General features: G+C 65.5%; 21 protein-coding genes. 8 read left to right on the plus strand and 13 right to left on the minus strand.

The window, feature by feature from the left end:
• Positions 1–12: 12 nt before the first annotated feature.
• Positions 13–429 (plus strand): ankyrin repeat domain-containing protein, encoded by a 417-nt coding sequence (locus tag CKJ84_RS07595; protein WP_095546506.1) that lies wholly within the window; start codon positions 13–15, stop codon positions 427–429.
• On the plus strand, positions 426–1,076 hold the full coding sequence (locus CKJ84_RS07600; RefSeq protein ID WP_095546507.1) for a LysE family translocator: 651 nt from the start codon (positions 426–428) through the stop codon (positions 1,074–1,076). The genes CKJ84_RS07595 and CKJ84_RS07600 overlap by 4 nt, the downstream gene beginning before the upstream one ends.
• Positions 1,077–1,122: 46 nt before the next feature.
• Here CKJ84_RS07600 and CKJ84_RS07605 read toward each other — a convergent pair whose 3' ends face one another.
• From CKJ84_RS07605 to CKJ84_RS12225, 3 genes are all read right to left on the minus strand, one after another.
• Positions 1,123–2,208: a PHB depolymerase family esterase gene (locus CKJ84_RS07605; RefSeq protein ID WP_233125585.1), complete on the minus strand. Its 1,086-nt coding sequence runs from the start codon at positions 2,206–2,208 to the stop codon at positions 1,123–1,125.
• Positions 2,209–2,399: 191 nt separating this feature from the next.
• Positions 2,400–2,663: a 30S ribosomal protein S20 gene (rpsT, locus tag CKJ84_RS07610; protein ID WP_095275464.1), complete on the minus strand. Its 264-nt coding sequence runs from the start codon at positions 2,661–2,663 to the stop codon at positions 2,400–2,402.
• Positions 2,664–2,885: 222 nt separating this feature from the next.
• Positions 2,886–3,497, minus strand: coding sequence for a type II toxin-antitoxin system PemK/MazF family toxin (locus CKJ84_RS12225; protein ID WP_233125587.1), 612 nt, complete (start codon positions 3,495–3,497; stop codon positions 2,886–2,888).
• 100 nt (positions 3,498–3,597) lie between these two features.
• Between CKJ84_RS12225 and lepA the strand changes: the two genes are divergently transcribed.
• Positions 3,598–5,454: a translation elongation factor 4 gene (lepA, locus tag CKJ84_RS07620; protein WP_095546509.1), complete on the plus strand. Its 1,857-nt coding sequence runs from the start codon at positions 3,598–3,600 to the stop codon at positions 5,452–5,454.
• On the opposite strand, the gene CKJ84_RS07625 is transcribed toward lepA, so the two are convergent.
• Both CKJ84_RS07625 and CKJ84_RS07630 read right to left on the minus strand, forming a co-directional pair.
• Positions 5,438–6,229, minus strand: coding sequence for a CPBP family intramembrane glutamic endopeptidase (locus CKJ84_RS07625; RefSeq protein WP_095546510.1), 792 nt, complete (start codon positions 6,227–6,229; stop codon positions 5,438–5,440). The two genes, lepA and CKJ84_RS07625, sit on opposite strands and share 17 nt — an antisense overlap.
• Positions 6,226–7,794: a type II CAAX prenyl endopeptidase Rce1 family protein gene (locus CKJ84_RS07630; protein ID WP_095546511.1), complete on the minus strand. Its 1,569-nt coding sequence runs from the start codon at positions 7,792–7,794 to the stop codon at positions 6,226–6,228. The genes CKJ84_RS07625 and CKJ84_RS07630 overlap by 4 nt, the downstream gene beginning before the upstream one ends.
• On the opposite strand from CKJ84_RS07630, the gene CKJ84_RS07635 reads away from it, so the two are divergent.
• Together CKJ84_RS07635 and CKJ84_RS12365 are read left to right on the plus strand one after the other, a co-directional pair.
• Positions 7,793–9,001: an alpha/beta fold hydrolase gene (locus CKJ84_RS07635; RefSeq protein ID WP_233125588.1), complete on the plus strand. Its 1,209-nt coding sequence runs from the start codon at positions 7,793–7,795 to the stop codon at positions 8,999–9,001. The two genes, CKJ84_RS07630 and CKJ84_RS07635, sit on opposite strands and share 2 nt — an antisense overlap.
• A gap of 46 nt (positions 9,002–9,047) precedes the next feature.
• The gene (locus tag CKJ84_RS12365) at positions 9,048–9,185 is read left to right on the plus strand and encodes a hypothetical protein (RefSeq protein WP_198949261.1); all 138 of its coding nucleotides are present in this window, start codon (positions 9,048–9,050) and stop codon (positions 9,183–9,185) included.
• Here the strand turns inward: CKJ84_RS12365 and CKJ84_RS07640 are convergent.
• The 8 genes from CKJ84_RS07640 to brnQ all read right to left on the minus strand — a co-directional run bounded on the left by CKJ84_RS07640 (position 9,182) and on the right by brnQ (position 18,157).
• Positions 9,182–10,147 (minus strand): ribokinase, encoded by a 966-nt coding sequence (locus tag CKJ84_RS07640; RefSeq protein WP_095546513.1) that lies wholly within the window; start codon positions 10,145–10,147, stop codon positions 9,182–9,184. The genes CKJ84_RS12365 and CKJ84_RS07640 overlap by 4 nt on opposite strands.
• On the minus strand, positions 10,144–11,580 hold the full coding sequence (locus CKJ84_RS07645; RefSeq protein WP_233125590.1) for an ABC transporter ATP-binding protein: 1,437 nt from the start codon (positions 11,578–11,580) through the stop codon (positions 10,144–10,146). Before CKJ84_RS07645 ends, CKJ84_RS07640 begins: the two co-directional genes overlap by 4 nt.
• Before the next feature lie 2 nt (positions 11,581–11,582).
• Positions 11,583–12,398 carry an ABC transporter permease gene (locus tag CKJ84_RS07650; protein WP_095546514.1) on the minus strand — a complete coding sequence of 272 codons (816 nt, stop codon included), beginning with the start codon at positions 12,396–12,398 and terminating at the stop codon, positions 11,583–11,585.
• The gene (locus CKJ84_RS07655) at positions 12,398–13,312 is read right to left on the minus strand and encodes an ABC transporter permease (RefSeq protein ID WP_173783198.1); all 915 of its coding nucleotides are present in this window, start codon (positions 13,310–13,312) and stop codon (positions 12,398–12,400) included. Before CKJ84_RS07655 ends, CKJ84_RS07650 begins: the two co-directional genes overlap by 1 nt.
• A 92-nt stretch (positions 13,313–13,404) precedes the next feature.
• On the minus strand, positions 13,405–14,880 hold the full coding sequence (locus tag CKJ84_RS07660; protein WP_095546516.1) for an ABC transporter substrate-binding protein: 1,476 nt from the start codon (positions 14,878–14,880) through the stop codon (positions 13,405–13,407).
• A gap of 30 nt (positions 14,881–14,910) precedes the next feature.
• A complete protein-coding gene (locus CKJ84_RS07665) occupies positions 14,911–15,672 on the minus strand; it encodes a GntR family transcriptional regulator (protein ID WP_095546517.1) in 762 nt (253 codons plus the stop codon).
• Positions 15,673–15,757: 85 nt separating this feature from the next.
• A complete protein-coding gene (locus tag CKJ84_RS07670; RefSeq protein WP_095546518.1) occupies positions 15,758–16,750 on the minus strand; it encodes an LLM class flavin-dependent oxidoreductase in 993 nt (330 codons plus the stop codon).
• A 9-nt stretch (positions 16,751–16,759) separates the two neighbouring features.
• A complete protein-coding gene (brnQ, locus tag CKJ84_RS07675; RefSeq protein ID WP_095535425.1) occupies positions 16,760–18,157 on the minus strand; it encodes a branched-chain amino acid transport system II carrier protein in 1,398 nt (465 codons plus the stop codon).
• Between the two features lie 395 nt (positions 18,158–18,552).
• On the opposite strand from brnQ, the gene CKJ84_RS07680 reads away from it, so the two are divergent.
• The 3 genes from CKJ84_RS07680 to efeB are packed head-to-tail and all read left to right on the plus strand — an operon-like array spanning position 18,553 to position 22,958.
• Positions 18,553–20,496: a phospholipase C gene (locus CKJ84_RS07680; protein ID WP_095546519.1), complete on the plus strand. Its 1,944-nt coding sequence runs from the start codon at positions 18,553–18,555 to the stop codon at positions 20,494–20,496.
• A 15-nt stretch (positions 20,497–20,511) separates the two neighbouring features.
• On the plus strand, positions 20,512–21,711 hold the full coding sequence (locus tag CKJ84_RS07685) for an EfeM/EfeO family lipoprotein (RefSeq protein ID WP_233125592.1): 1,200 nt from the start codon (positions 20,512–20,514) through the stop codon (positions 21,709–21,711).
• Positions 21,711–22,958, plus strand: a complete 1,248-nt coding sequence (gene efeB / locus CKJ84_RS07690; protein WP_095546520.1) for an iron uptake transporter deferrochelatase/peroxidase subunit — start codon at positions 21,711–21,713, stop codon at positions 22,956–22,958. Before CKJ84_RS07685 ends, efeB begins: the two co-directional genes overlap by 1 nt.
• Positions 22,959–22,962 lie beyond the last annotated feature (4 nt).

Genomic DNA, 22,962 nt, shown 5'->3' on the forward strand with positions numbered 1-22,962 from the left:
TAGTTTTTCGGTATGACCAGTGAGCGCACGAGCAATCCTGCCCACCAAGACGAGAAAATTCCCGAGGAAGTGCGGAAATTCGCCACCAAGATGTTCAACTTGGCACGTTCCGGCGACGTATCGCTCTTGGACTACGTTGACGCCGGAGTGGATGTGAATTTGTCCAATCAGGACGGCAATAGCTTGCTCATGCTCGCCGCCTATTCAGGGCATGTGGATGTGGTCCGTGGTTTGCTCGACCGAGGCGCAGATGTTGAACGCCTCAACTCCCGCGGCCAGAGCATCCTCGCCGGCGCGGTGTTTCAAGGCGACGAGGACATGGTGAGCGTGCTGCTTGCCGCCGACGCGAGCCCAGAGGCAGGGCAGCCTTCAGCGCGGGAAACTGCGCGTATGTTTGGCCGCGAAGATCTGCTGGGACCGACCGCATGATCGGGTTCGGGGACCTGGCTGTCATCGTCGGCCTAAACTTGCTGGGTGCGGCATCACCGGGGCCGGACATCATTCTGATTACGCGGACAGGGACTCGGTCGCGCACCCATGCGTGGGCCACGACCCTGGGGACGCAAACTGGGGTGCTGTTGTGGTGCACGTTGACAGTGATCGGTGCGACTGCGCTCCTCAATGCATTTCCGTGGGCACTCGAGGCCGTGCAGGTATTGGGTGGCGCTTTCTTGGCATGGATGGGGATCGGCAACGTACGTAGCGGTTGGGCAGAGAGGAGGAAGCCTCCTCCAAATACGGTTGAGGCTGCACGCCGACTCGGCACGCCACGGTCCAGCTACATCCGAGGACTGACCACGAACCTGGCGAACCCGAAAATTGTTCTCGGCCTCTCAGCGATGATCGCCCCGCTACTGCCGGCGCACCCTTCGGCGCTGACGGCGGTTGTCGTTATATTGGCGCTGTGGCTGAGCTCATTCGCGTTGTTTGCGGCGTATACCCAGGTCATTTCTACAGAGCGCGTCCGGCGCCGGATGCTAGGGGCAGGCCCCTTCATTGACATCGGCGCTGGCTGCTTCTTTTTCGTCGTCGGTGTTGTGCTCTTTCTACGCGGCGCACTCGCATTGGGGCAGTAACGCGCAAGGCTGCGGCAAGTCCCCGCAGCTCCACTATGATGCCGCGTTAGAGCTCATTGAGGACGAAATTGACGGACTCCGTCGTCGCGTCTGGGCTGGCAAACCACGTGTGGCCGCCACCGTCGACGCGCTCAAGCCGAGTTGGCGTGAGACAAGTCGTGGGCTCAAAGCTGGTGGAAAACGCTCCGGGGGTTTCAATGAGCTGCGTCGAGCAACCGTTCTTCCGGCCAAACGTAGCAAACACCCGGTCGACGGCTTGAAAGTGCGCGCCGTGTCGGGTTCCGCCGAAATACCCCACGACGTCGTCGTTCGTCCCGTCTAGCAGGAGCGTCGCCACGTCGCCGGACGTGCAGTTGCTCACGGTCGGGTCGTAATACGCACCGGCAGCCGAAGCAACTGCTTTGACCAATTCCGGTGCGTGGCACGCCAACGCGGCAGCCATGCCGCCGCCGTTGGATAGCCCGATCGCAGCAACACGGTCCCGCTCGCCACCGAAGTTGGTCGCAACGTCATCGATCGCGGCACGCACGAAGTCGATGTCGTTGTCCACAGTCGTGTCAGCGTATGGAGCGCCGCCCCAAGCATTGTTAATTCCTTGCGCATAGATAATGATTGCATCACGAGCGACCGATTCCAGTCGCATGTATTCACGCGAGCGCTCAGCAGAATGCTGCCAACCGCCAAAGGCGATGATGACCGGGTAGGCATCGCCTTGGTGATAGTGGGCGGGCAGTACGACGTTGAACGCGCGGGTTCTACCGCCTGCCTGCACGGTGCGACGTTGGAGCGATCCTCCGCCTTCATAGTCACCGTCGGGAGCGGTGTTCTTCGACGACCCCTCGGTGCCCACAATCGGAATCGCAACGCCCAGTACCGCGATGAGTGCGATGAGGACGCCAATGCGCTGCGCCACCACCGGATCTACTCCGGGAAGCTGAGGAAAAGCTCCGTTCAGGCCGCGTGGCGGGCTCTTGAGAAGCTCTTCTGCGAGCGACGCATTCGTGGCAGGCAGGATGCTGCCCGAGGCGTCCTGCGGGCGGCTCTCCACATGGGTATCCGCGGAGGCGACAGCAAGGAAGCCGTCATCCTCGCTGAATGGAACCGCGGTGCTGAGGGCGAGTGTCGTGGTCAATGCGGCCGCACTCATCGTTCGTCGCCACGATCGTGGCAGGCGCGGCGCTCGGGGATTGGACGATTGGGAAATGATCACCCGGCAATCGTAATCCAACCTGGGAGCAAGTATTGCGTCTCCCGTGCGCGAATATGGAAAAGCTCCCACGCCGACCTTGCGGCCGGGGCGGGAGCGACGACGCTCAGCGTCAGTTACGCCATCTTGTTCAGGGCGGTAGCCATGTTGGACTTCTTGTTCGCCGCGCTGTTGCGGTGGTAGACGCCCTTGGTCACAGCCTTGTCAAGCTTGCGGGAAGCCACGCGGAGCTGAGCCTCTGCGGCAGCCTTGTCGCCGGACTCGACAGCCTCGCGGAACTTGCGGATCTCGGTGCGAGTGGCGGAACGGATGGACTTGTTGCGCAGACGACGCTTCTCGTTGGTGAGAACGCGCTTCTTCTGCTGCTTGATGTTTGCCATGATGTACCTCTTGGTCTTTCGTAAAAACGGATCGGTTCGTGTCGATCTCCCGGAAGCGGGGAAGAAACTGCCTGGCTGTAGCGACCCTCGTCGGCGTGCGCCGTGCGTTGGTCTACGCGGACCCAAGGTCCTGACCGCGTCGTCAAGCAAGCCCCGAAATGCCCCGGGCTGAAACAACCACTCAAACCTAGCAGCTCAGCAGGAGAAACCCCAAAACGTGCGCTACTCCCAGTCGAACCTGTCGCGCAGGCGGTTGGCTACACGCTCGAATCGGCGCTGCGGGATGATGGTGCCGGAACGGTGCAGGTCACTTTCCGGCACGATCATTGTCTTATCCAGGCGTACCCAGCAGGGTTTTCCAGAGGCGTTCCATTCGCCGGCACCGATGCCCAGCCAGCGTTCGTCGCTGGCGTGCTCGGCTTCGGAGGAGATGAGCAAGCCGAGAACTTCACCGCGTTCGCGGCCGACGACCAGCATCGAGCGTTGCCGTGGCGGGTGCGAGGGGACGGTGACCCAGACAACCTCGCCGGGTTCCGCGTTGCCGTCCATATCGGGTGCGTAGTAAATGTTGCGCGGCAGGTGCGCCGTCGGCCTCACCGTGACGTAGGTGGCGGTGCGGGGCTCGTGCGCCGGGTTGCGGGTCCCCAGGCGCTCGTTGAGTAACGCGAGCCCCTGGTCCAGCGAACCTACGCGGTGCTCGTCTTTGCTCCCGCGGTTGCGCCTGATCAGCTTGGACGTTGTCGCCTTGATCTTGTTCAGCGGTTGAAAGCTTCTGGGCCTTTTGACCAGGCGCGGCTTGTCGCCCTGAGGGGTGGGGTCTCCGTGTGATTCCACGCTGCTGAACCTTCCGTCCGTGTTGCTGGACACTCTAGGCGCTCGCGGTGGGCGGGACAAGTGGTTTCGCCTGGGTTGTGCCCGGTAGGATGGTGAAACTATGGCTGCCACTACGAAAAATTTTGCGGAAGAGACGTTTACTTCGCCCGAGCGGATCCGAAACTTCTGCATTATCGCCCACATTGACCACGGCAAATCTACGCTCGCTGACCGGATTTTGCAGTTGTCAAACGTGGTGGCTGCGCGCGAGATGCGCGACCAGTACCTAGACAACATGGATATTGAGCGCGAGCGTGGCATCACGATCAAGGCGCAGAATGTGCGCCTTCCTTGGACGCCGACGACCGGTGAGTACGCCGGCCAGGACACGGTGCTGCAGATGATCGATACCCCCGGCCACGTGGACTTTTCCTATGAAGTTTCGCGTTCCCTCGACGCATGTGAGGGTGCGATCTTGCTTGTCGACGCCGCGCAGGGGATCGAGGCCCAAACCCTGGCCAATCTGTACATGGCCATGGAGAATGACCTGGAAATCATCCCCGTGCTGAATAAAATCGATCTGCCCGCCGCAGATCCGGACAAGTACGCGGGGGAGATTGCCAACATTATCGGTTGCGAGCCGGAGGACGTGCTGCGCGTCTCCGGGAAGACCGGCGAGGGTGTGGCGGAGCTGCTGGACAAAGTGGTCGAGCTCGTTCCGCCGCCGACGTCGGAACACGGTCCGGATGCGCCTGCGCGCGCCTTGATTTTCGATTCGGTCTACGACACCTACCGCGGTGTGGTCACGTACGTGCGCATGATGGACGGCAGGCTCGAGCCGAACCAAAAGGTGCAAATGATGAATACCGGCACCACCCTGGAGATCCTCGAGATCGGCGTCGTCTCTCCAACCATGAAGAAAACGAAGGGGCTGGGCCCGGGCGAGGTCGGTTACCTGATCACCGGTGTGAAAGACGTGCGCGAGACGCGCGTGGGTGACACGGTGACCTGGGCGCAGAAGGGCGCCACCGAAGCGCTGGAAGGCTTCGAAGACGTCAAGCCGATGGTCTACTCGGGCCTGTTCCCGGTCAGCCAGGAGGATTTTCCGACATTGCGTGAGAGCCTGGAGAAGCTCCAGCTCAACGACGCCTCCTTGACTTGGGAGCCCGAAACGTCGGTGGCGCTGGGCTTCGGCTTCCGCTGCGGATTCCTCGGCCTCCTGCACATGGAGATCACCCGCGACCGCCTCGAGCGCGAATTTGACCTGGATTTGATTTCCACGGCCCCGTCGGTCACCTACCGCGTGATCGCCGAGGACGGCACTGAGCACCTCGTGCACAATCCGTCGGATTGGCCGGGCGGCAAGTTGCAGCAGGTCTTCGAGCCGGTGGTCAACATGACGATCATCGTGCCGCAGGAGTTCGTCGGCTCCACGATGGAGCTGTGCCAGTCCAAGCGCGGTCAGATGAAGAACATGGAGTACCTGTCCGAGGACCGCGTTGAGCTGCGCTACATCATCCCGCTCGGCGAGATTATTTTTGACTTCTTCGACATGCTCAAGTCACGCACGAAGGGCTACGCCTCGCTCAACTACGAGGAGGCTGGCTGGCAGGAGTCGGACCTGGTGAAGGTGGACATCCTCCTGCAGGGCGATCCCGTGGATGCGTTCTCCGCGATCGTGCACCGCGATTCCGCCCAGTGGTACGGCAACAAGATGACGAAGAAGCTCAAGGAGCTCATCCCACGCCAGCAGTTCGAGGTGCCGGTGCAGGCGGCGATTGGTTCGAAGATCATCGCCCGCGAAAACATCCGCGCGATGCGCAAGGACGTGCTGTCGAAATGCTACGGCGGCGACATCTCGCGTAAGCGCAAGCTGCTGGAGAAGCAGAAGGCAGGCAAGAAGCGTATGAAGGCGATCGGTTCCGTGACGGTGCCACAGGAGGCGTTCGTCGCGGCCCTGTCTACCGACGAGGGGTAGACACGGCTATCAGCGCCGCGGATACCACGGTCGCTACTGTGCCCAGGGGGCCGGAGCTTATCGACGCCCCCGTCACCCACACGTTACCTACCAGATGCACCACCCACGCGGCCTCAATTCCATCGGTGCGCCAGGTCAGCCACGCCGCGCAGGCGGCGAACACGGCGACGTCGAGAAGCGTGCCTGCACCGCCCGTGTGCAGCGCGACGAACGCGAGCGCGGGCAGGCCGTAGGCGATAGCAGGGTGTGCGCACCAGCGTCCGAATGCGCCCGAGCCAATGATCTGGGGGAGCGCGGCGCGGAACACGAGCTCTTCTGCTGCCGATTGCAGCGTGATCACGGCGCACAGCGCACACACCATCGCAACCGAGCGCGTTTCGCTCACCGGGGCGGGCTCCCCGCTAACGCGTGCCCACACGACGGCGCCTGCCGTGGCGGCAGCGTAGAGACCAACCGCGAGGGCGAGGGCGCGCCCCGCTATGGGCCACCTGATGCGCCACGTGGTTGACAACAGTGTCGCGGGGTGGCGTCCGGTGCACGCGGCGGCGAGGGGCGCCGCCGGCAGCGTCGCTGCGAGAATCAGCAGCGGCTCAAAGAGTGCTCGCTGCGCGGGGTCGTCGAGCAGGATCCCGCGCGAGCTGCACAACTGGATGGCGAGTGCGGCGGCGACGCCGAAGGCGGTGGCAAACGCCGCGAGCAGCGCGAGCTCCGCTGCGCGAACCCACGTACTGCGCCCGGGGCGCGCGTCGGCGCTGCGATGGAGCGGTACCGTCATGCGCGCACGCTGCTGCCAGCAGTCGGAGTGACCGTCAGCGAGAGTTCTGCAGACGCGCCCGGGGCGAGCTCAACACCTTCGCGGTTTTCGCCCAGGAGCGCGGGTTCGACGCAGACGAAGCGGGTCCAGTCGTCCGCGTGCAGCCCGTCGGCGGCGGCGCATTCCTCAGGGCCTGGGTTCCACACCACGACGTGGTCGGTGCCGTGGGTGCGGAAGGCGAGGGCGCGGTGGTCGTCGATAAGCATGCAGTCGTTGGTGGTGCGAACGACGCTGTCGACCTCCCGGCCAAATGCGAGATCGCCGTCAATCCTGCGCGCTTCACCCGCGACCTTGTCAAAGTACGGCTGGTCGGCGAGACCGGTGACGCGTGCGCGCGCGGTGTCGACGGCCCAGTAAGGGTGGAGTGCGAGCTGAATACGGCGAGACTCCTCGTCCTCATTGACCGCACGCAGCGTGAACGCGGGCTCGGGGCCGCGACGAACGGTGTAGATCAGGCGGAGGCGATCGTTGCTGAGTTCCGCAGTGGTGGTCTCGCCAGTTTCCTCGGTGATGACCCACGGCAGGGCGCGCGCCCACCCGTGCATCTGCGGGCCCAGCGTTTGCGCAAACCACGGCGCCACCACGGGCACGCCGCCGTGCTCGGGCCCGGCGGACGAGTTGAACAGGAGGTCGCCGGTGGGGTGGGGGAGGGTTCGCAGGTGGCCATCGGTGGTTGGCATGGGGGCAACCTTACTGCCAATGATCGGCAGCGCGATGAGTGCGAGGGCAAACGCGCCAAGTTGGCCGACGACAGACAGCAGGACGCGCGCCGATTCCAGATCAATAAGACCGGAAAACCTTGCGTACGAGACAGTGACGTTATTGACAATGTGCAGCGCCACCGAAAGCTCGATCCCGCCCGAGCGGTGGACCAACAGCGAGGCAATGAGCGCGAAGACCACAATGGTGACCATGCCGCCGCCGCCCGCAGTGTGCCCGACGACGAAGATCGGCAGGGCCAGTAGGTATGCGAGCCACGGCGAGCGCATCCACGCGCCGAAGCTTTGCACAACCACTCCGCGAAAGAGCAGCTCTTCTGCGAGACACTGCAGCGGCACCAGGCTGAGCACGATGGCGACGCTCCAGAAGAAAGTTGGGTCCAACGGGGCAGGGGGCGCGCCGTATATGGCGATGTCAGCAACGAGCGTGAGCAGGCCTGGCGCGGCAAAGACCGCGAGCGCGGGCAGGAAGTAGCGCCACCGGAACCGTCGCTCGACCGACCAGAGCGCGCGCACGTCACGCCCTGAGGACCACGCCGCTACGAACGCTGCCGGGACCGTCATCGCGAGCGCGCCGAAGCCAACCAGCATCGATGTGGGGGTGCCGTCCTCAATACGACCGATACTCTCTTTGCCGTTGATGAGAATGAACGCGACCACCCACACTGCCTGGAGTGCGACGAACAGTGCAGCGGCAACTGCGATCTCAAGAAGCGGGCGCCACCAGCGGTACGGGCGGATGCGGTCGCGGCGCGCCAGGCGGTGGAAGGCGGGGATCATGAGGGGAGTGTCTACGATCGCAGGCATGGAGTCAACTGTAGAGGTCACCCGAGGCCAATGGTCCGTCTTCGCTCGCGTGTTGGGAGACACCGGCGCCCCCGCGTTGCTGTTTTTGCAGGGAGGGCCGGGCTCGCCCGCGCCACGCGAGCGATTCGCGTGGATTGAAGAGGCGCTGCGCCGCGGTTACCGGGTCGTGCTGCTGGACCAACGCGGCACCGGCCGGTCCACGCGAGTCGACGCGGCCACGCCCGAGCTCATCAACGCCGATACGCTTACAGAGCTGCGCGCGCCGGAGATCATCAAGGACGCGGAGGCGATCCGCGAGGAGCTCGGCATCGAGCGCTGGGACGTGCTGGGGCAGTCTTTCGGCGGGTTCTGCCTGCTGCACTACCTGTCGGTTGCGCCGGAACATATCGGGGTGGCGATGTTTACGGGCGGGTTGGCGTCGATAAGCGAGGGCCCCGACGCGGTATACGAGGCGACGTTTGCCAAGCTGCGCGCCCGCCACCGCGCGTTCAATCGCAGCTACCCGGAGGCAGAGCGCACGATGCGCGAGGTGTGCCGCCACCTTGAGGCTGCCGAGGAGCACCTGCCAACGGGCGAGCGGCTCACCGCGCGTCGCTTCCGCACCGTCGGCATTGAGCTTGGGCGCGAGGGCGGCTTTGCGACGCTCGCGAGCCTCCTCGAATCACCCTTCCACCCCAACGGCCGACTGCGCACCGACTTCCTCGCCAACGTTGGCCAACGTGTGAGCTTCGCTCCCAACCCGCTCTACGCCGCTATCCACGAATCCATCTACGGCGGCACCGTGCCGGGGGCGACGAACTGGTCTGCGGAGCGTGTCTCGCACACGGTGCCCGGCTTCGCCCCAGACGCCTCGCCGGGCGACGATGAGTTCTACCTCACCGGCGAACACATCTTCCCCTTCCAGTTCGACGAGGACCCCGCGTTGCGTCCGTTCAAGGACGCGGCGCACGCACTCGCGGAGATAACGGATTGGGGCAACCAGTACGCGGGCGTCAACGACGGCGCGGCGGCGCACGAGGCTGCGGGTGGCAGACGCGTTGCAGCCGTCTACACCGACGACATCTTCGTACCTCGCGAGCTGTCGCTGGCCACCGCAGACGCGCTGGGTGTGAGCGTGTGGGAGACCGCAACGTACCAGCACGACGGCCTTCGCCGACACGGGACGGAGGTCATTGGGCGGCTGCTGGAGATGGCTGCGCAGCGGTAGTGCGTGTGGGGTGCACGCGCGGTTGCGCGCGGGCTATGATCGGGGCATGCAACGACCGGTTCCCCGCGAGCAAGTGCAGTTGAGCTCCGCCGAGGCGCACGAATTTGAGGACCTCACGAGCGTGTTTGAGCGAGTTGAGGAGCACCTGCTGAGCTGGTCTCTGGTGCCCCGCATCCGCGACTAGCGCGCAGCCCCTGGCAGCTCGTCACCGGAGTTTGGGTACGACGGCTGGGCACCGGGGCGCTGAACCGAAAACGCGCCGACGCGCGCCGCGTAGGCGGCCGCGTCATCCAGAGAGTCGCCGGCGACAAGCCGGAAGCACAGGGCGCCAGCGAACGAGTCCCCGGCGCCGACAGTATCTACCGCCGTCACGCGCGGGCTCGCAATGTCGCGCAGGCCGTCAGCGTCGGCGACGAGCGCGCCCGCCGCACCAAGCGTGAGCACGACGGACGCGAACCCTGCGTCGAGCAAGCGTTGCGCCAGTTCGGGCGGGGTTCCCGAGCCGTCGAGGCCAAGCTGCGCCAGAATCAGGCCGGCCTCGTGTTCGTTGGCTAGCAGCGGATCGGCCGCGAGCAGCGCGTCGCGCGGTACGTCGACAACGGGCGCAAGGTTAATCACCACCCGCCCGTGAGCCAGATTGACGGCCTCGGCGAACCCGTCCGCCGGGATTTCGCCCTGCAGCAAGACCAGCGGCGCCTGTTCGATGGGGGCACGGTGCGCGCGCACGAACGTTGCGTCGACCAAAGCGTTTGCGCCGGGGATGACCAGGACGGTGTTTTCGCCGTCGGCGGCGACGGTAATCACGGCGAGCCCGGTGACGTCGTCGACGTCCTCGAGGTGGTCGAGGTTGACTCCAGCTTCGCGCATGAGCGCGGTCGCTGGTGCAGCGTTCGCGTCGCGTCCGACGGCGCCGACGAGCGCCACGCGCCCGCCAAGCTTGGCTGCCGCGCACGCCTGGTTCGCGCCCTTGCCACCGGCGGTAATGCCACCGCCACTGCCCAGCAGCGTCTCTCCGGGCTCGGGGTGCCGCGGCACGTTCACGGTCAGGTCAGCGTTGACGGAGCCGACGACAACAATGTCGGCTGGGGCTGCGGTATCCGCTGTGCTGCTCGTTGCGGCGGGACGGGGTGCGCTGTGTTGGCTCATAGGTCCTCATCGTACGGAAGATCGGTCGGGGTCTCGTAAGGGATGATCGCGTCGAGGAGCTGGTGGGTGTACTCGTGCTGCGGGTCGGCCCAGATTTTTTCGGTCGCGCCGTGCTCGACGATGCGCCCGCGGTGCATGACCGCCAGCCGTGGGCACAGCTCGCGGGCAACCTGTAAGTCGTGGGTGACAAAAATGAGCGTGCCGTCGCCGACGGTGGCGCGCAGTAGGTCGATCACCTGGTGCTGCACGGTTGCGTCGAGGGCGGAGACGGGCTCGTCGGCAAGCAGGAGCCCGGGGCGCGGCGCTGCGGCGCGGGCGATTGAGATGCGCTGGCGCTGCCCGCCGGAAAACTCGTTCGGCAGCCGCGATCCCGTCCCACCGAGCTCGACGGCCTCAAGCATCGCGTCGGCGCGCTCGGCGTCGACGCCGGCCTCGCGGATGGAATCGCGCACGCGCATGCGGGGGTCCAGCGACGAGTAAGGGTCCTGGAACACCATGTGCAATCGCTTGCTCACACTCACCTCGCCGGAATCCGGGGCCAAAAGCCCCGCGATGACGTGCAGGAGCGTGGTCTTGCCGGAGCCGGACCCGCCGACGATGGCCACGCGGTCGCCCTCACGCACAGTGAGGCTGACGCGGTCGAGCGCCCGCGTTGCCCCGCGGTTCAGTGTGATGTCGGCAAGCTCGACCACGGGTTGGCGCAGCTCGCGGTCGTGCGCATGAGGGTCTGCCGCGGGCGGGCCCGGTTGCGCGGCGCGCGCGAGTGACCGGGCGTACTCCCCGTCGGATCCCACGATGCGCCCGCGGTGGAAGACAAGGGTGCGGTCAGTCATATGGTGCACGACCGCGAGGTCGTGGGAGATGAACAGCAGCCCCATGCCTCGCTCGGTGACGAGCGAGTCGATGAGATCAAGGACCTCCGTTTGCGTCGTTGCATCGAGCGCGGTGGTCGGCTCGTCGCAGATGAGCACGTCGGGGTCCTGCGAGAGAGCGAGCGCAATGAGGACACGCTGGCGCTGTCCACCCGACAACTGGTGCGGGTACGCGTCCGGGCGATCCACACCGACCTGGCGCAACAGGTCGCGGGGGACGAGCCGCCCAATCCTGGTCAAGGGATCCAGCGCCGTCATCGGTTCTTGAAACACCATGGCGACGCGTTGCCCGCGTATCTTTCGGCGGGTCCTGTCGCGGGTCCCCACCATCTCGATGCCATCGACGGTGACCGAGCCCGAGGCAGGCGGAAGCCCGGGCTGGTCGGCGAGCCCCATGATGGACAAGGCGGTGAGCGACTTGCCCGAGCCGGATTCACCAATGATGCCGACCCGCTCTCCGCGTTCGAGGGCAAAGCTGACGTGGTCGAGGACGCCGGGGATGGTCAGCCCGTCGACGGTGATGAACGGTGTCGACGAGCCGTCTGCGGTACTGTTCGCCAAAATCACTGTGCCCTCCGTTCGGTTCCGGTGCCGAGCAGGTTAAACCCGAGCACGGTCAGCGCGATGGCCAACCCGGGCCACAGCGCCAGGTGCGGGGACGTGGCCAAGAACGGCTGCGACGCCTGCAGCATGCGCCCCCACGACGCGTACGGCGCCGGGGTACCCAGGCCGAGGAAGGAAAGCCCTGCCTCCGCGAGGATTGCGAGCGCGAACGCGACTGACACCTGCACCGTAATAATGGGTGCGATGTTGGGGAGGACGTGCCGCAGCGCGATGCGCCACCCGGCGACGCCAGAGATGCGTGCGGCGAGCACGTAATCCTGGTGCATGACTTGCATAGTGCCGACCCTGGCGACGCGGATGAATCCGGGCACGCCGGCAATGCCGACAGCGAGGATGACCACCCACATCGACGCACCGAACACGGCGGTAAAGACGATGGCCAGCAGCAGCGCGGGGAACGCCAGCAGCAGGTCCGCGCCCGCCATGACCACGCCGCCGCCACGACCTGCCGCGCCCCGCATGCCGGCGAGGACGCCCATTGGAACACCGACCAGGGCGGAACCGGCGACGGCGGCAAGCGAGACCGCAAGCGTGAGGCGTGCGCCGTCCATGATGCGAGACAGAATGTCGCGGCCGAGCTCGTCGGTCCCCATCCAGTGCTGCCAGCTGGAGCCGACCAGGCGAGCGGCAGGGTCGGCGTGCAGCGGGTCGTACGGAGTCCATACCAGGGAGAGCAGCGCGGCGAGCACTGCCACCGCGACGAGCACGAGCCCGAAGGTGCGCCCCGCTCCGAAGCGTTTACGCGTTGTCACCATTATGCGAACCTCCCCGGCCGCCCAGCTTGTCTCGTTCGCGGATCGATCGCGGCGTAGCTGACGTCCACCGCGAGGTTGACCGCGAGCGTAAACGCGACGATGCACATCATCACCGTTTGGACCGCGGTGAGATCGCGGGTCGACACGGCGTCGATAAGCATGCTCCCGAGGCCAGGCACCGCAAACACGCGCTCAATCACCACAGCGCCAACGATGAGGGTGGACAGTTGCACGCCCGTCACCGTCAGTACCGGCAGCGCGGCGTTGCGTAGCGCGTGGCGAGCCAGGGCAGTGCTTACCGACGCCCCGCTCGCCCTTGCCGTGCGCACATAGTCTTTCGTGAGCTCCTCCGAAATCGCGGCGCGCACGTAGCGGGTGAGGATCGATGCCTGCACCAACGTCAGCGCGAACACCGGCAGCACGATGTGCGACGGCGTGCCCCACCCGTTCGCGGGAAGCCAACCCAGTCGGACGGAGAAGCACGCGACGGCGAGGATGCCCACCAGGAATGAGGGGACCACGATGCCGACCTGCGTCAGCGCGTTGATGAGCGCGGCGTCGGCGTGGCCGCGGCGGCGCGCCAGGTAGGTGCCCGCCGGCACCGCGATGGCCAGCGAGCACACCATCGCGATGACGGTCAGCGTGAGCGACGCGCCTGCGCGCTCCGCCACGACGGGGGCGAGCTCAGTGCCGCTGGCCATGGAGATGCCGAAGTTTCCGGTGAGCATCCCACCTACCCAGTCCAGGTACTGGACCACGAGCGGACGGTCGGTGCCCAGCCGGTGGGAGAGCTCCGCGACCGCCTCGTCGGTTGCGCTCACGCCGAGGGCGACGCGCGCCGGGTCGCCGGGGACGGCGCGGAGCAACACGAAGATGATGACGCTCGCGGCGAGGAGTAATAGGACAAAGCGCAGGAGCGCGCGGCCGAGGCGCGCCGCGAACGCGGAAGCGCCACTCCTGGTTCTGCCGGTGCTGACCGCACGGTGCTCGCGCGAAAGGAGCTTGCTCACCGTTCTACCTCCTTTAACGGTAGCGAGTCGGTGACGACGTTGGGGTTCAGACCGTGCACGCCCGGGGCGTAGAGGACGACGTTTGGGGCGTTGACCAGGGTGAGCGCGCCGGCGTCTGCCATGATCGTGTCCACGGCGTGCACGCGGTCGCCGCTGCCGAGCGCGGCGCGTGCTGCTTCGGAGTCGTAGCCGAGGTAATAGTCGGGGTCGCCAAACAGCACACCCAGGTCACGCGGTTCCACGTGCGCGACCAAGGACGCCTGGTAGTCGTGCCCCTTGAGCACGTCTGCGAGCCAGACCGCGGGGAACTCGACCGTTTCAAGGTGAACGCGGAATCCGACGTCGGTGAGCTGGGAGTAGATAAGTTCGCTGGCCGTTTGCGCGTACGGCAGGTTCGGCACGGTGATGGTGATTTCCGGAGCGCGCCCGCCGAGAAGCTCTCGCGCGCGTTCCGGATCGTAGGGGTAGTAATTCTCGCCCGTATACCAGGGGTCGGTCGGCGGCACGGGTGCGCCGCCGGTGTCGGTGGCGAGTCCGTTGTACACGACGCTATTCACCGCCGCGCGGTCGATGGCAAAGGCAGCAGCGCGGCGGACGTCGGGGTCATCAAACGGAGCGCGATTATTATTCATGGAAAATAGGACCTCGCCGTTGGTGGTGCCGATGTCCACCGTGATGTCGTCGGGGAGCGCGTCGATGAGCTGCGGTGCCTGCATCGCCCACACCACGTCGGCGTCGCCAGTGCGCAGCGCGTTGACAGCGGCAATCGAATCGTCGAAGTAGCGGATTTTGGCGTCGTGCTCGGCGGGCTCGCCCCAGTAGTCCTCGCGCGCACTGAATTCGATGGCTTCGCCGACGCGGAAGTTGTCCACTACGTATGGGCCGGTCCCGAGCGGATCCGTGGCGAGCCGGTCCACGCTCGCCGGCGCCATCATCGCGCCGGTCAGCGTGCCCATGGACCATAACCAGTCCGGGCTCGGGGAGTCGAGCGTGACGCGGAGCGTGTGCTTATCGACGCTCACCGCTTCCCGCACCGGCGCCATCTGGCTCTTCAGGCCGTTCGTCCACTGGTCTTTGACGTAGTTGATGGAAAACGCGGCGGTGTCGGCGTCGAAGGGGGTGCCGTCGGCAAATGCGACGTCGTCGCGCAGGTGGAAGGTGTATTCGGTGCCGTCGGTGCTTTCCTCCCAGCTGGTGGCGAGGAACGGCTGCGGTTTACCCGATTCGTCGATCCGGACCAGGGTTTCGTAGACGTTGCCCATCATCGCCTGGGGGACGGCCGCGCCGCCGGTGGTGGTGAAATCCAGGCTGGCGGGTGCCGCTTGCGTGGCGACGACGACTTCTCCGCGGGCATGCTCGGGGGCCGCGTCCGTGTCTCCTCCGCTGCCGCACGCGGCGGTGGTCAGTAGCGCGCAGGACGCGGCAAGCGCCCCGGCGAGCCGGGGAAGGTGGGAACCAGCTATGGAAGCCATGGGCAGAGTGTAACGGGGCCCACGGGGCGACTACGAATCGATTTCAAACCATAGGGGGGACGAGTGCCCCCGCACATTGTTTAGCCCGATGGTGATCATGTCGGCGCGGTACGTTTGCACCGCGAGCTCGACGGGCCTGCCTGAGTGGTCGAAGACGCGCATCTCCACCTGAATCACCGGTGTACCTGGGGCGATGTCGAGCGCGTCCGCCTCGTTGTCGGTCGCGGCGTGGACCGTCAGCGCGCGGGACAGGTTGTTGAAGTCGATCCCACTACTCACGAGGCGGCGGTGAATGGAATCGTGCTCTGGATCAACCCCGTCAAGGGCGTTGGTCACACTGGGGTGGAAGTAGAGAGACTCGATCACCAGCGGGGCGCCGTCGGCGGTGCGGGTGCGCTGCACGGTCACCGCCTCCTCGCGGCCGGGGACGCGCAGCACGTCCGCCGCGTGCTGGGGCAGCGGGGCCAGGCCGTAGTGCTCCAGGACCTGGCCGGGGGCCTTGCCCAGGTTCACAATCCAGGCCGTGTTGGACAGGATCTCTTCGAACGACTCGGTGCGAATGTTGGAGAGCACGAGCGAGCGCCGACCGCGGCCGGAGGAGATGAGTCCCTCGGCACGCAGGGTCGCCATCGCCTGGCGGACGGGGCCGCGGGACGAATTGAACTGCTCGCACAGGTCCGCCTCAGAGGGGAGTGGTTCGCCCGCGGGGATCCGGCCCGTGAAGATTTCATCGCGCAGGTGCGCCGCGATTTCCTCGTGTTGTTGCGGGGGCCGAAGCGGCGAAACGGACATGACACTCTCCCAGCTATAGCGCGCCTAAAAGTATGAACTCGGCTAGACCCTATACCAGGATCCTGAGTGTTCACGCATCGGCGAATTAATGTTTCCAGTGGCTTGCGAGGATGTCCATGGAGGCGAGTACTTCCTCGTGGCTGGGTGCCTGCAACGAAATCATGAGCTCGTCCGCGCCCGCGTGCTGTGCAAACCAGTCGAGGTACTCGACGACCTGCTCGCCGGTGCCCTGTGCGGTGTACCGCAGCATGTCAATGATCTGCCGGCCCTGGTAGGAGTCGACGACGGCGTCCAGTTGGGCGTCGTCAAGCACCTGGCCCCTTCGGCCCAACATCGCGCGCACGCGGTTGCGGTGCACCAGCCCGGTCTGCCGCTCCGCGTCCTCCTCGGTCTCCGCGGCGGTGACGTTGACAGCGGCCACACAGTACGGCTCGGGGCAGCGCTCGGAGGGTTCGAAGTTCTCCCGGTAGTAGGCGGTGGCCTGCTCCAGGTGTTGCGGCGCGAAGTGAGACGCGAACGCGTAGGGCAGGCCCAGCTTGGCGGCCAGCGACGCCCCGAACATGGACGAGCCGAGAATGATCAGCGGCACGTTGGTGTTGAAGCCGGGGACGGCGGTCACGCCCGGGAGTGGCGACTCGTTGGACAGCCATGCCTGGAGCTCGAGGACGTCCTGCGGAAAGTTTTCGGCGGCGCGGGGGTCGCGTCGCAACGCGCGGCCCAGGGTTTGCTGGTCGGTGCCGGGGGCGCGGCCCAAGCCCAGATCAATGCGGCCGGGGTAGAGCTCCTCGAGCATGCCGAACTGCTCGGCGATGACGTAGGGGGAGTGGTTGGGCAGCATCACGCCGCCGGACCCCAGGCGGATGCGCTCAGTCTTGGCGCCGATGTGGGCGATGAGCACCGCGGGCGTGGAGGAGACAATCGAGCTCATGTTGTGGTGCTCGGAGTACCAGATACGCGAATACCCCAACGACTCCGCGTGCTGGGCGAAGGCTACGGAGCGCTCCATGGCCTCGCCGACGGATTCGTCGGGGTAGCGGGTGCAAAAATCAATGAGTGACAGTGGGGCACGCGTATTCATGCCCCCACACTACGCGGTGACTACGTCACCGTCGACGGTCTCGTTGGTGCCCACCGCCATCGGCGTCTTGGGGTGTGCCCAGTCGATGGCCAGGCCGATGAGGAAGGCGATGACAACCGGGACGATCCACCCCAGTCCCTCGGCGTGCAGCGGCAGCCAGGACACCAGCGGCGTGAGCGCGTCCGCGCCCCACCCCTGGGAAATGCAGGTCTCGATCGCCGAGTAGATCACAGCGACCCAGATGGGCAGGAAGAACGCCCAGGTAAAACGGGTGCGCTTGGCAAACGCCGGCTCGACCAGCGTTACCAAGATCAGGGAGATGGCGGGCGGGTACAGGAAGCCGATGACCGGGGCCGCAATCGTCATGACGAAGTCGAGGCCCTGCGTTGCGATGACCATCGACGTGACGGTGAATACGACGGCCCAGATCTTGTAGGAGCCCGGGAACTGCGAGGAGAAGTACTCGGCGGTCGCGGTGATCAGACCGACCGACGTGGTCAAGCATGCGAGCAGGACGATCAGCGCGAAGATGATCTGGCCCGCCATGCCCATGGTCAGGTTGGAAGCGTCTGCAAGCAGGCCCGCGCCGTTGTCGTACTGGGTGGGGTTGGGGATGACGCGGCCGATAGTGCCCAGGCCGAGGTAGATGGCGCCCAGCATGATGCCCGCGCCAACGCCGGCGAGGATCGTGCCGCGGACAATTTCCTTGCCCTCCTTGAACCCCTTGAACTGCAGCGTGGAGATGACCACGATTGAGAACGCCAACGCGGCGATGGAGTCCATGGTGAGGTAGCCCTCGAGCAGGCCGGAGGTGAACGGGCCGTCTGCGTAGGTCTCACTCGGGGCGGAAGGCTCCGCGTCCCACTTGACAATGGACACGGAGATCATGATGATCAGCAGGACCACCAGGGCGGGCACGAGGAATTTGCCCAGGGTTTCCATAATGCGGGTGGGGTTCCACGCCAGCGCCAGGGAGACGCCGAAGAAGATCACATTAAAGACGGCGGAGGCGAACAAACCGTCCCACCCAAACAGCGGCGTGATCGCCGTTTCCATGGACACGGCGCCGGTGCGGGGCAGCGCGTAGAAGGCGCCGATAGACAGGTAAGCGAGCACCGGAAAGACGACGCCGAAGACGGAACCGGCGCGCTGCGCAAGGTCGCGGACGTTCGCGCCGGACATGGCGATCGCGATCACCGCCAGCACTGGCAGGAGTGCGCCGGTGCCCAGGAAGCCGAGAATGGCGGGCCAGAAGTTGTCGCCGGCCGAGACCGCCAGCATCGGCGGGAAAATTAGGTTGCCAGCACCGAAAAACATGGAAAACAGTGCGAGCGCGGTGATGACGATCGTTTTCGTCTGGCCGCCGGTGCTGCCCGAGGCGCCGGCGGACGTTGCTGTGGAACTCATTGAAACCCTCCTTGTAGGTGTTGGGTGGTTTTCAGCGTACATCGAAGATTCCATTTTTGGGAAACTTTGTCCCAAATAGTGGAAAATTTGGGGAGCGCAACTAATTTGCCAGCGGGTTTGCGTCGATAAGCGATCGGCGCGAGCGGAGCGAGAAAGTGGAAAGTTAGGCAAACTGTTGGTGAATTTTGCGTCAACAGTAGGTGTGATCGGGCGAGAATTTCAATATTGTTCCAGCTCACAGGCTTGAACGCGCGGGAAATGGATGGATTGGCAGGCTTTGCAAAGTGACCTGGCGGGAATTTAAATAGGCGCTGAAAGGATACGGTCCTCGCGCAGGGGTGCCGCAGCTTTCGTCGTTACCGCAGTATCCGCTTACTTCAAGATTGGACTTCGCCATGAAGCTTCGTCACCGCGCTATCGCCGCGTGCGCCGCAGTCGCCGCGACCACTGCAATCGTCCCGGGTGTGGCCCAGGCCGACACTAAGACCCCGATCGAGCATGTCGTGGTCATTTACTCTGAGAACATCTCCTTCGATCACTACTTCGGCACCTACCCCAACGCCGCAAACCTCGACGGCGAGAAAATGCAGGGCTCGGGCAACGACGCCCCGAAGTTCACCGCCAAGAAGGACACCCCGAAGGTCAACAACCTGGAAAACAACGACCTGCTCGGCGAGAAGAACCCGAACTCCACGAAGCCGTTCCGCCTCACCCCGGGCCAGGCCGTGACCACGGACCAGAACCACCACTACGGTGACGAGCAGAAGGCCTACAACGGCGGCAAGATGGACAAGTTCGCAGAGACCGTGTCCACCGATGTGGACAAGTACGGCGAGGGCTCCTTCGCCACTGTCGGCACGACCATGGGCTACTACGACGGCAACACCGTCACCGGCCTGTGGAACTACGCGCAGAACTTCGCCATGAACGACAACTCGTTCTCCACCATCTTCGGCCCGTCCACCCCGGGTGCGCTCAACCTGATTTCCGGCACCGTGGCCGACGCCACCATGCACGACCCGGCCACCGGCGAGCAGCAGAAGATCGTCGACGGCCAGAACCACGCCCTCGCCGGTGTCTCCGAGGACGGCAAGACCGCGACCGTCGTCGGCGACCCGGACCCGCTGTTCGACGACTGCTCCAACTCCTCCTCCGCGGGCACCAACCAGGTCACCGCGATGCACTCCAAGAACATCGGTGACCAGCTCAATGAGAAGGACATTACCTGGGGCTGGTTCCAGGGCGGATTCCGCCCGACCGAAGAGGCAACCGATTCCTCCCGTGCACGCTGCGGCGCCGCGCACAAGACGCTGACCGGCCAGGATAAGACGGACTACAACCCGCACCACCAGCCGTTCCAGTACTACGCATCCACCGCGAACCCGCACCACTTCGCGCCGTCCAGCGACGAGATGATTGGTAAGACCGACCGCGCGAACCACCAGTACGACCTGACCGACTTTGACAAGGTCATCGAGCAGGGCAACCTGCCGGCCGTTTCCTTCCTCAAGGCCGCGAACTACCAGGACGGCCACGCCGGTTACTCCAACCCGTACGACGAGCAGGCCTTCATTACCCACTACATCAACGAGCTGCAGAACTCGCCGGAGTGGGACTCCACCGCGGTCGTCATCGCCTACGACGACTCCGACGGCTGGTACGACCACCAGGCACCGAAGATCCTCAACGGCTCCAACGATCCGCACCAGGACGCGGAGATCTGCACCGCGGCAGCCAAGAAGGTCGGCATTGCGGGTGATAAGCACGGCCAGTGCGGCCCGGGTACCCGTCAGCCGCTGCTGATCGTCTCCCCGTACGCAAAGACCAACTTTGTCGACTCCACCTACACCGAGCAGACCTCCATCACTAAGTTCATCCAGGACAACTGGGGGCTGGGCCGACTGGGAGGCATCGCTTTCGACGAGCGCGCCGGCGAGCTGAACAACATGTTCGACTTCAACGGTGAGAAGGCGCCGAAGCTGTTCCTCAATGAGACCGACGGCACCGTGGCCAAGGATTACGCCTCGATTGAGAAGGTGGACAACACCTCCCGCGAGATCTCTAACCTCAAGCCGGTCGCAGAAGGCATGAACAACCCGCTGGTCACCGAGAACGGTGTCGCCGAGGTGGCCAAGATGGTCAACCGCGACGCGCAGCCGGGTGCGCAGCAGCCGGGCAAGGGTGATCCCGCCGGCGAGCAGGACGGATCCTCCACCGGCGGCATCATCGCCGCGGTCGTCGCCGTCCTTGCTGTCCTGGGTGGCATCGGCGCTTGGGTCATGAACGGCATGCCGGGGCTGCCCGCGAACATCAAGGACTCCATCAAGCTCCCGTTCTAAGGCACGCGCTCAGTAATGCAGGAAAACATCCAATACGCTCTGGCGGCGCTGGCTGCACTCATCGCAGTCATCGTCGGCATCGTGCACATCCCGGGAATCTCAAGCTCGAGTGGCACGGAAGGCTCGAGTGGCTCCTCGTCGCAATCGCAGGGCCAGCCTTCCGCGCAGCCCGCACCGAGTGACAACCCCGACCAGCTCAAGCTGCACGTGCGCGACGTGTACAACTGCCCGTCCCCCGGGGATGTGCAGGACCAGGCGAATTGGAATGTCTACAACACCTCAGGCCTGGCCCTCACCGTCTACGTATCGGACGATGACGGCTACGCCTACCAGGTCCTCGAGCGCGTCGGCTTCCCCGCCGAGCGCGCCTGGACCCCCAAACTTCAAAACGGCACGTACCACCTGACATGCGTGTTTCACAGTGATTCCGCGGTGAAGTCCGAACCGTTCCAGGTCACCGGATCCCCCATCACGGACGCCCCGAAGATGGTGCCCATCACAGACCGAGAAGTCGCCGCCGTCTCCACCGCCCACGCTGCCGCGCAGAAACAGCGCGTCCCCGAGCTGCAGGCCAACGCGCAGGCGCTTGTCGACGCCACCCGCTCCGGTAACCGCAGCGAGGCGCAGGCCTCCTACCTGGCATACCTGGAGACGTACCGCTCCTTCGACGACGCGTCCGAGATGTGGCCGGGCGCGGCACTTGGCGGGTACGAGGACGTCGAAAAGCTGCTCTTCTCCGAGGCGCCGGTGCAGGACGCGGTGGCGCCCGCGGAGGCGCTGGCCGACGCCGTCGACAAGGCGGCGCACGCGCTTCAGACCACGCACTTTGCCATCCCGGCACCCGATTATGGGCTGCGCACGCACGAGGTGATGGAGGAGTTCGAGCGTTTTGACATGCGCGGCGAGCGGGACTTCGGCGCACACGCGCTGCCCACGGCGCTGCGCGGAAACGTGACCTCGACCCGGGCGACGATGGACCCGGTGCGCGAACTCGTGGAGGGGCGCGGCCTGGACACCACCCCAATTTATGACCAGCTGGACGCGCTCGAGCAGCTCGCCAACGAGATGGACGCGAAGTACGGCGCCGGCGGCACGCCGACGGCCTACGACGACTGGGAGCAAGACGACCGGCTGAGGCTACAAGCCGAGGTCGCCCGCGCGAATGAGCTGCTGGCCACGGTGGCCACCATGACTGTGATCCGGAGGATGAACTAGTGACCTGCCCGTTCCACTTCAACCGACGCACGTTCCTCGCCGGCGCCGCCACGGCCACGGCGGCGCTTGGGGTCCAGGCGACGACGCAGGCGCAGCAGGCGGACTCGCCCCGGGGCGACGGCACGCCGCGCTCCGACAACGCGACCGTGAACAACCCGGAGGCGCGCCTGGAATTCCACGGCGAGCACCAGCAGGGCATCATCAACCAGCCGCAGAAGTACGCGGAAATCGTCGCCCTGGACATCCAGCAGGGGGACCGCGCCCGCCTGGAGCAGCTCCTGCGCACGATCACCGAGCGCTCCCGCGCGCTCACGGCCGGGGGCGCGACCGCCGTCGACGGCATCGCATTCCCCGCCAGCGACTCGGGCGAGCTTGGCCCGGACCTGCCCACCGACAACCTGTCCATCACCCTCGCGGTGGGCGAGTCCCTCTTCGACTCCCGCTTCGGGCTCGCAAACCGCAAGCCCGCCCGCCTGCGCGCGATGGAGGCGTTCGCGGACGACACGCTCAACCCCGATCTCTGCCACGGCGACCTGGTGCTGCAGATCTGCGCCGACCAGCACGACACCGTGACCCACGCGCTGCGCGACATCTTGCGCCACACCCGCGGCGACGTTGCCGTGCGCTGGCGCCAGAACGGCTATATGAACGAGCCCCGGCCGACCGGCACGCAGCGCAACCACCTCGGGTTTAAAGACGGCATCGTCAACCCCTCGCCGAAGCAGTTCGACGACCTGGTGTGGGTGGGCGACGGCGAGCCCGACTGGACCGCGGGCGGCAGCTACATGGCCGTGCGCCTGATCGCCATGTATACGGAGTTTTGGGACCGCATCTCCATCGCGGAGCAGGAGCAGATCTTCGGCCGCGACCGCGCCACCGGCGGGCCGCTCTCCGGCGGCGACGAGTACGCCGCCCCGGACTACCTCGATGACGCGAACGGCGACGTGATCCCCACCGACGCACACATCCGCCTGGCCAACCCGCGCACCCCGGAGACCGCGGACCAGCTCATGCTGCGCCGCGCCTACAACTACGACAACGGCGTGCGCGACAATGGCACCCTCGACGTCGGCCTGCTCTTCGTCTGCTTCCAGCAGGACTTGGAGCGCCAGTTCGTCACCGTGCAGAAGCGCCTGGAGGGCGAGCCGCTCGCGGACTACATCCGCCCCTACGGCGGCGGCTACTTCTTCGCCCTGCCCGGCGTCGCCGACCAGGACGACTACTTCGGCAGCGCCCTACTGGCCTAATCCG

Origin of the sequence: Corynebacterium sp. NML 120412, assembly GCF_002285155.1 — a bacterium.
GTDB lineage: Bacteria > Actinomycetota > Actinomycetes > Mycobacteriales > Mycobacteriaceae > Corynebacterium > Corynebacterium gottingense.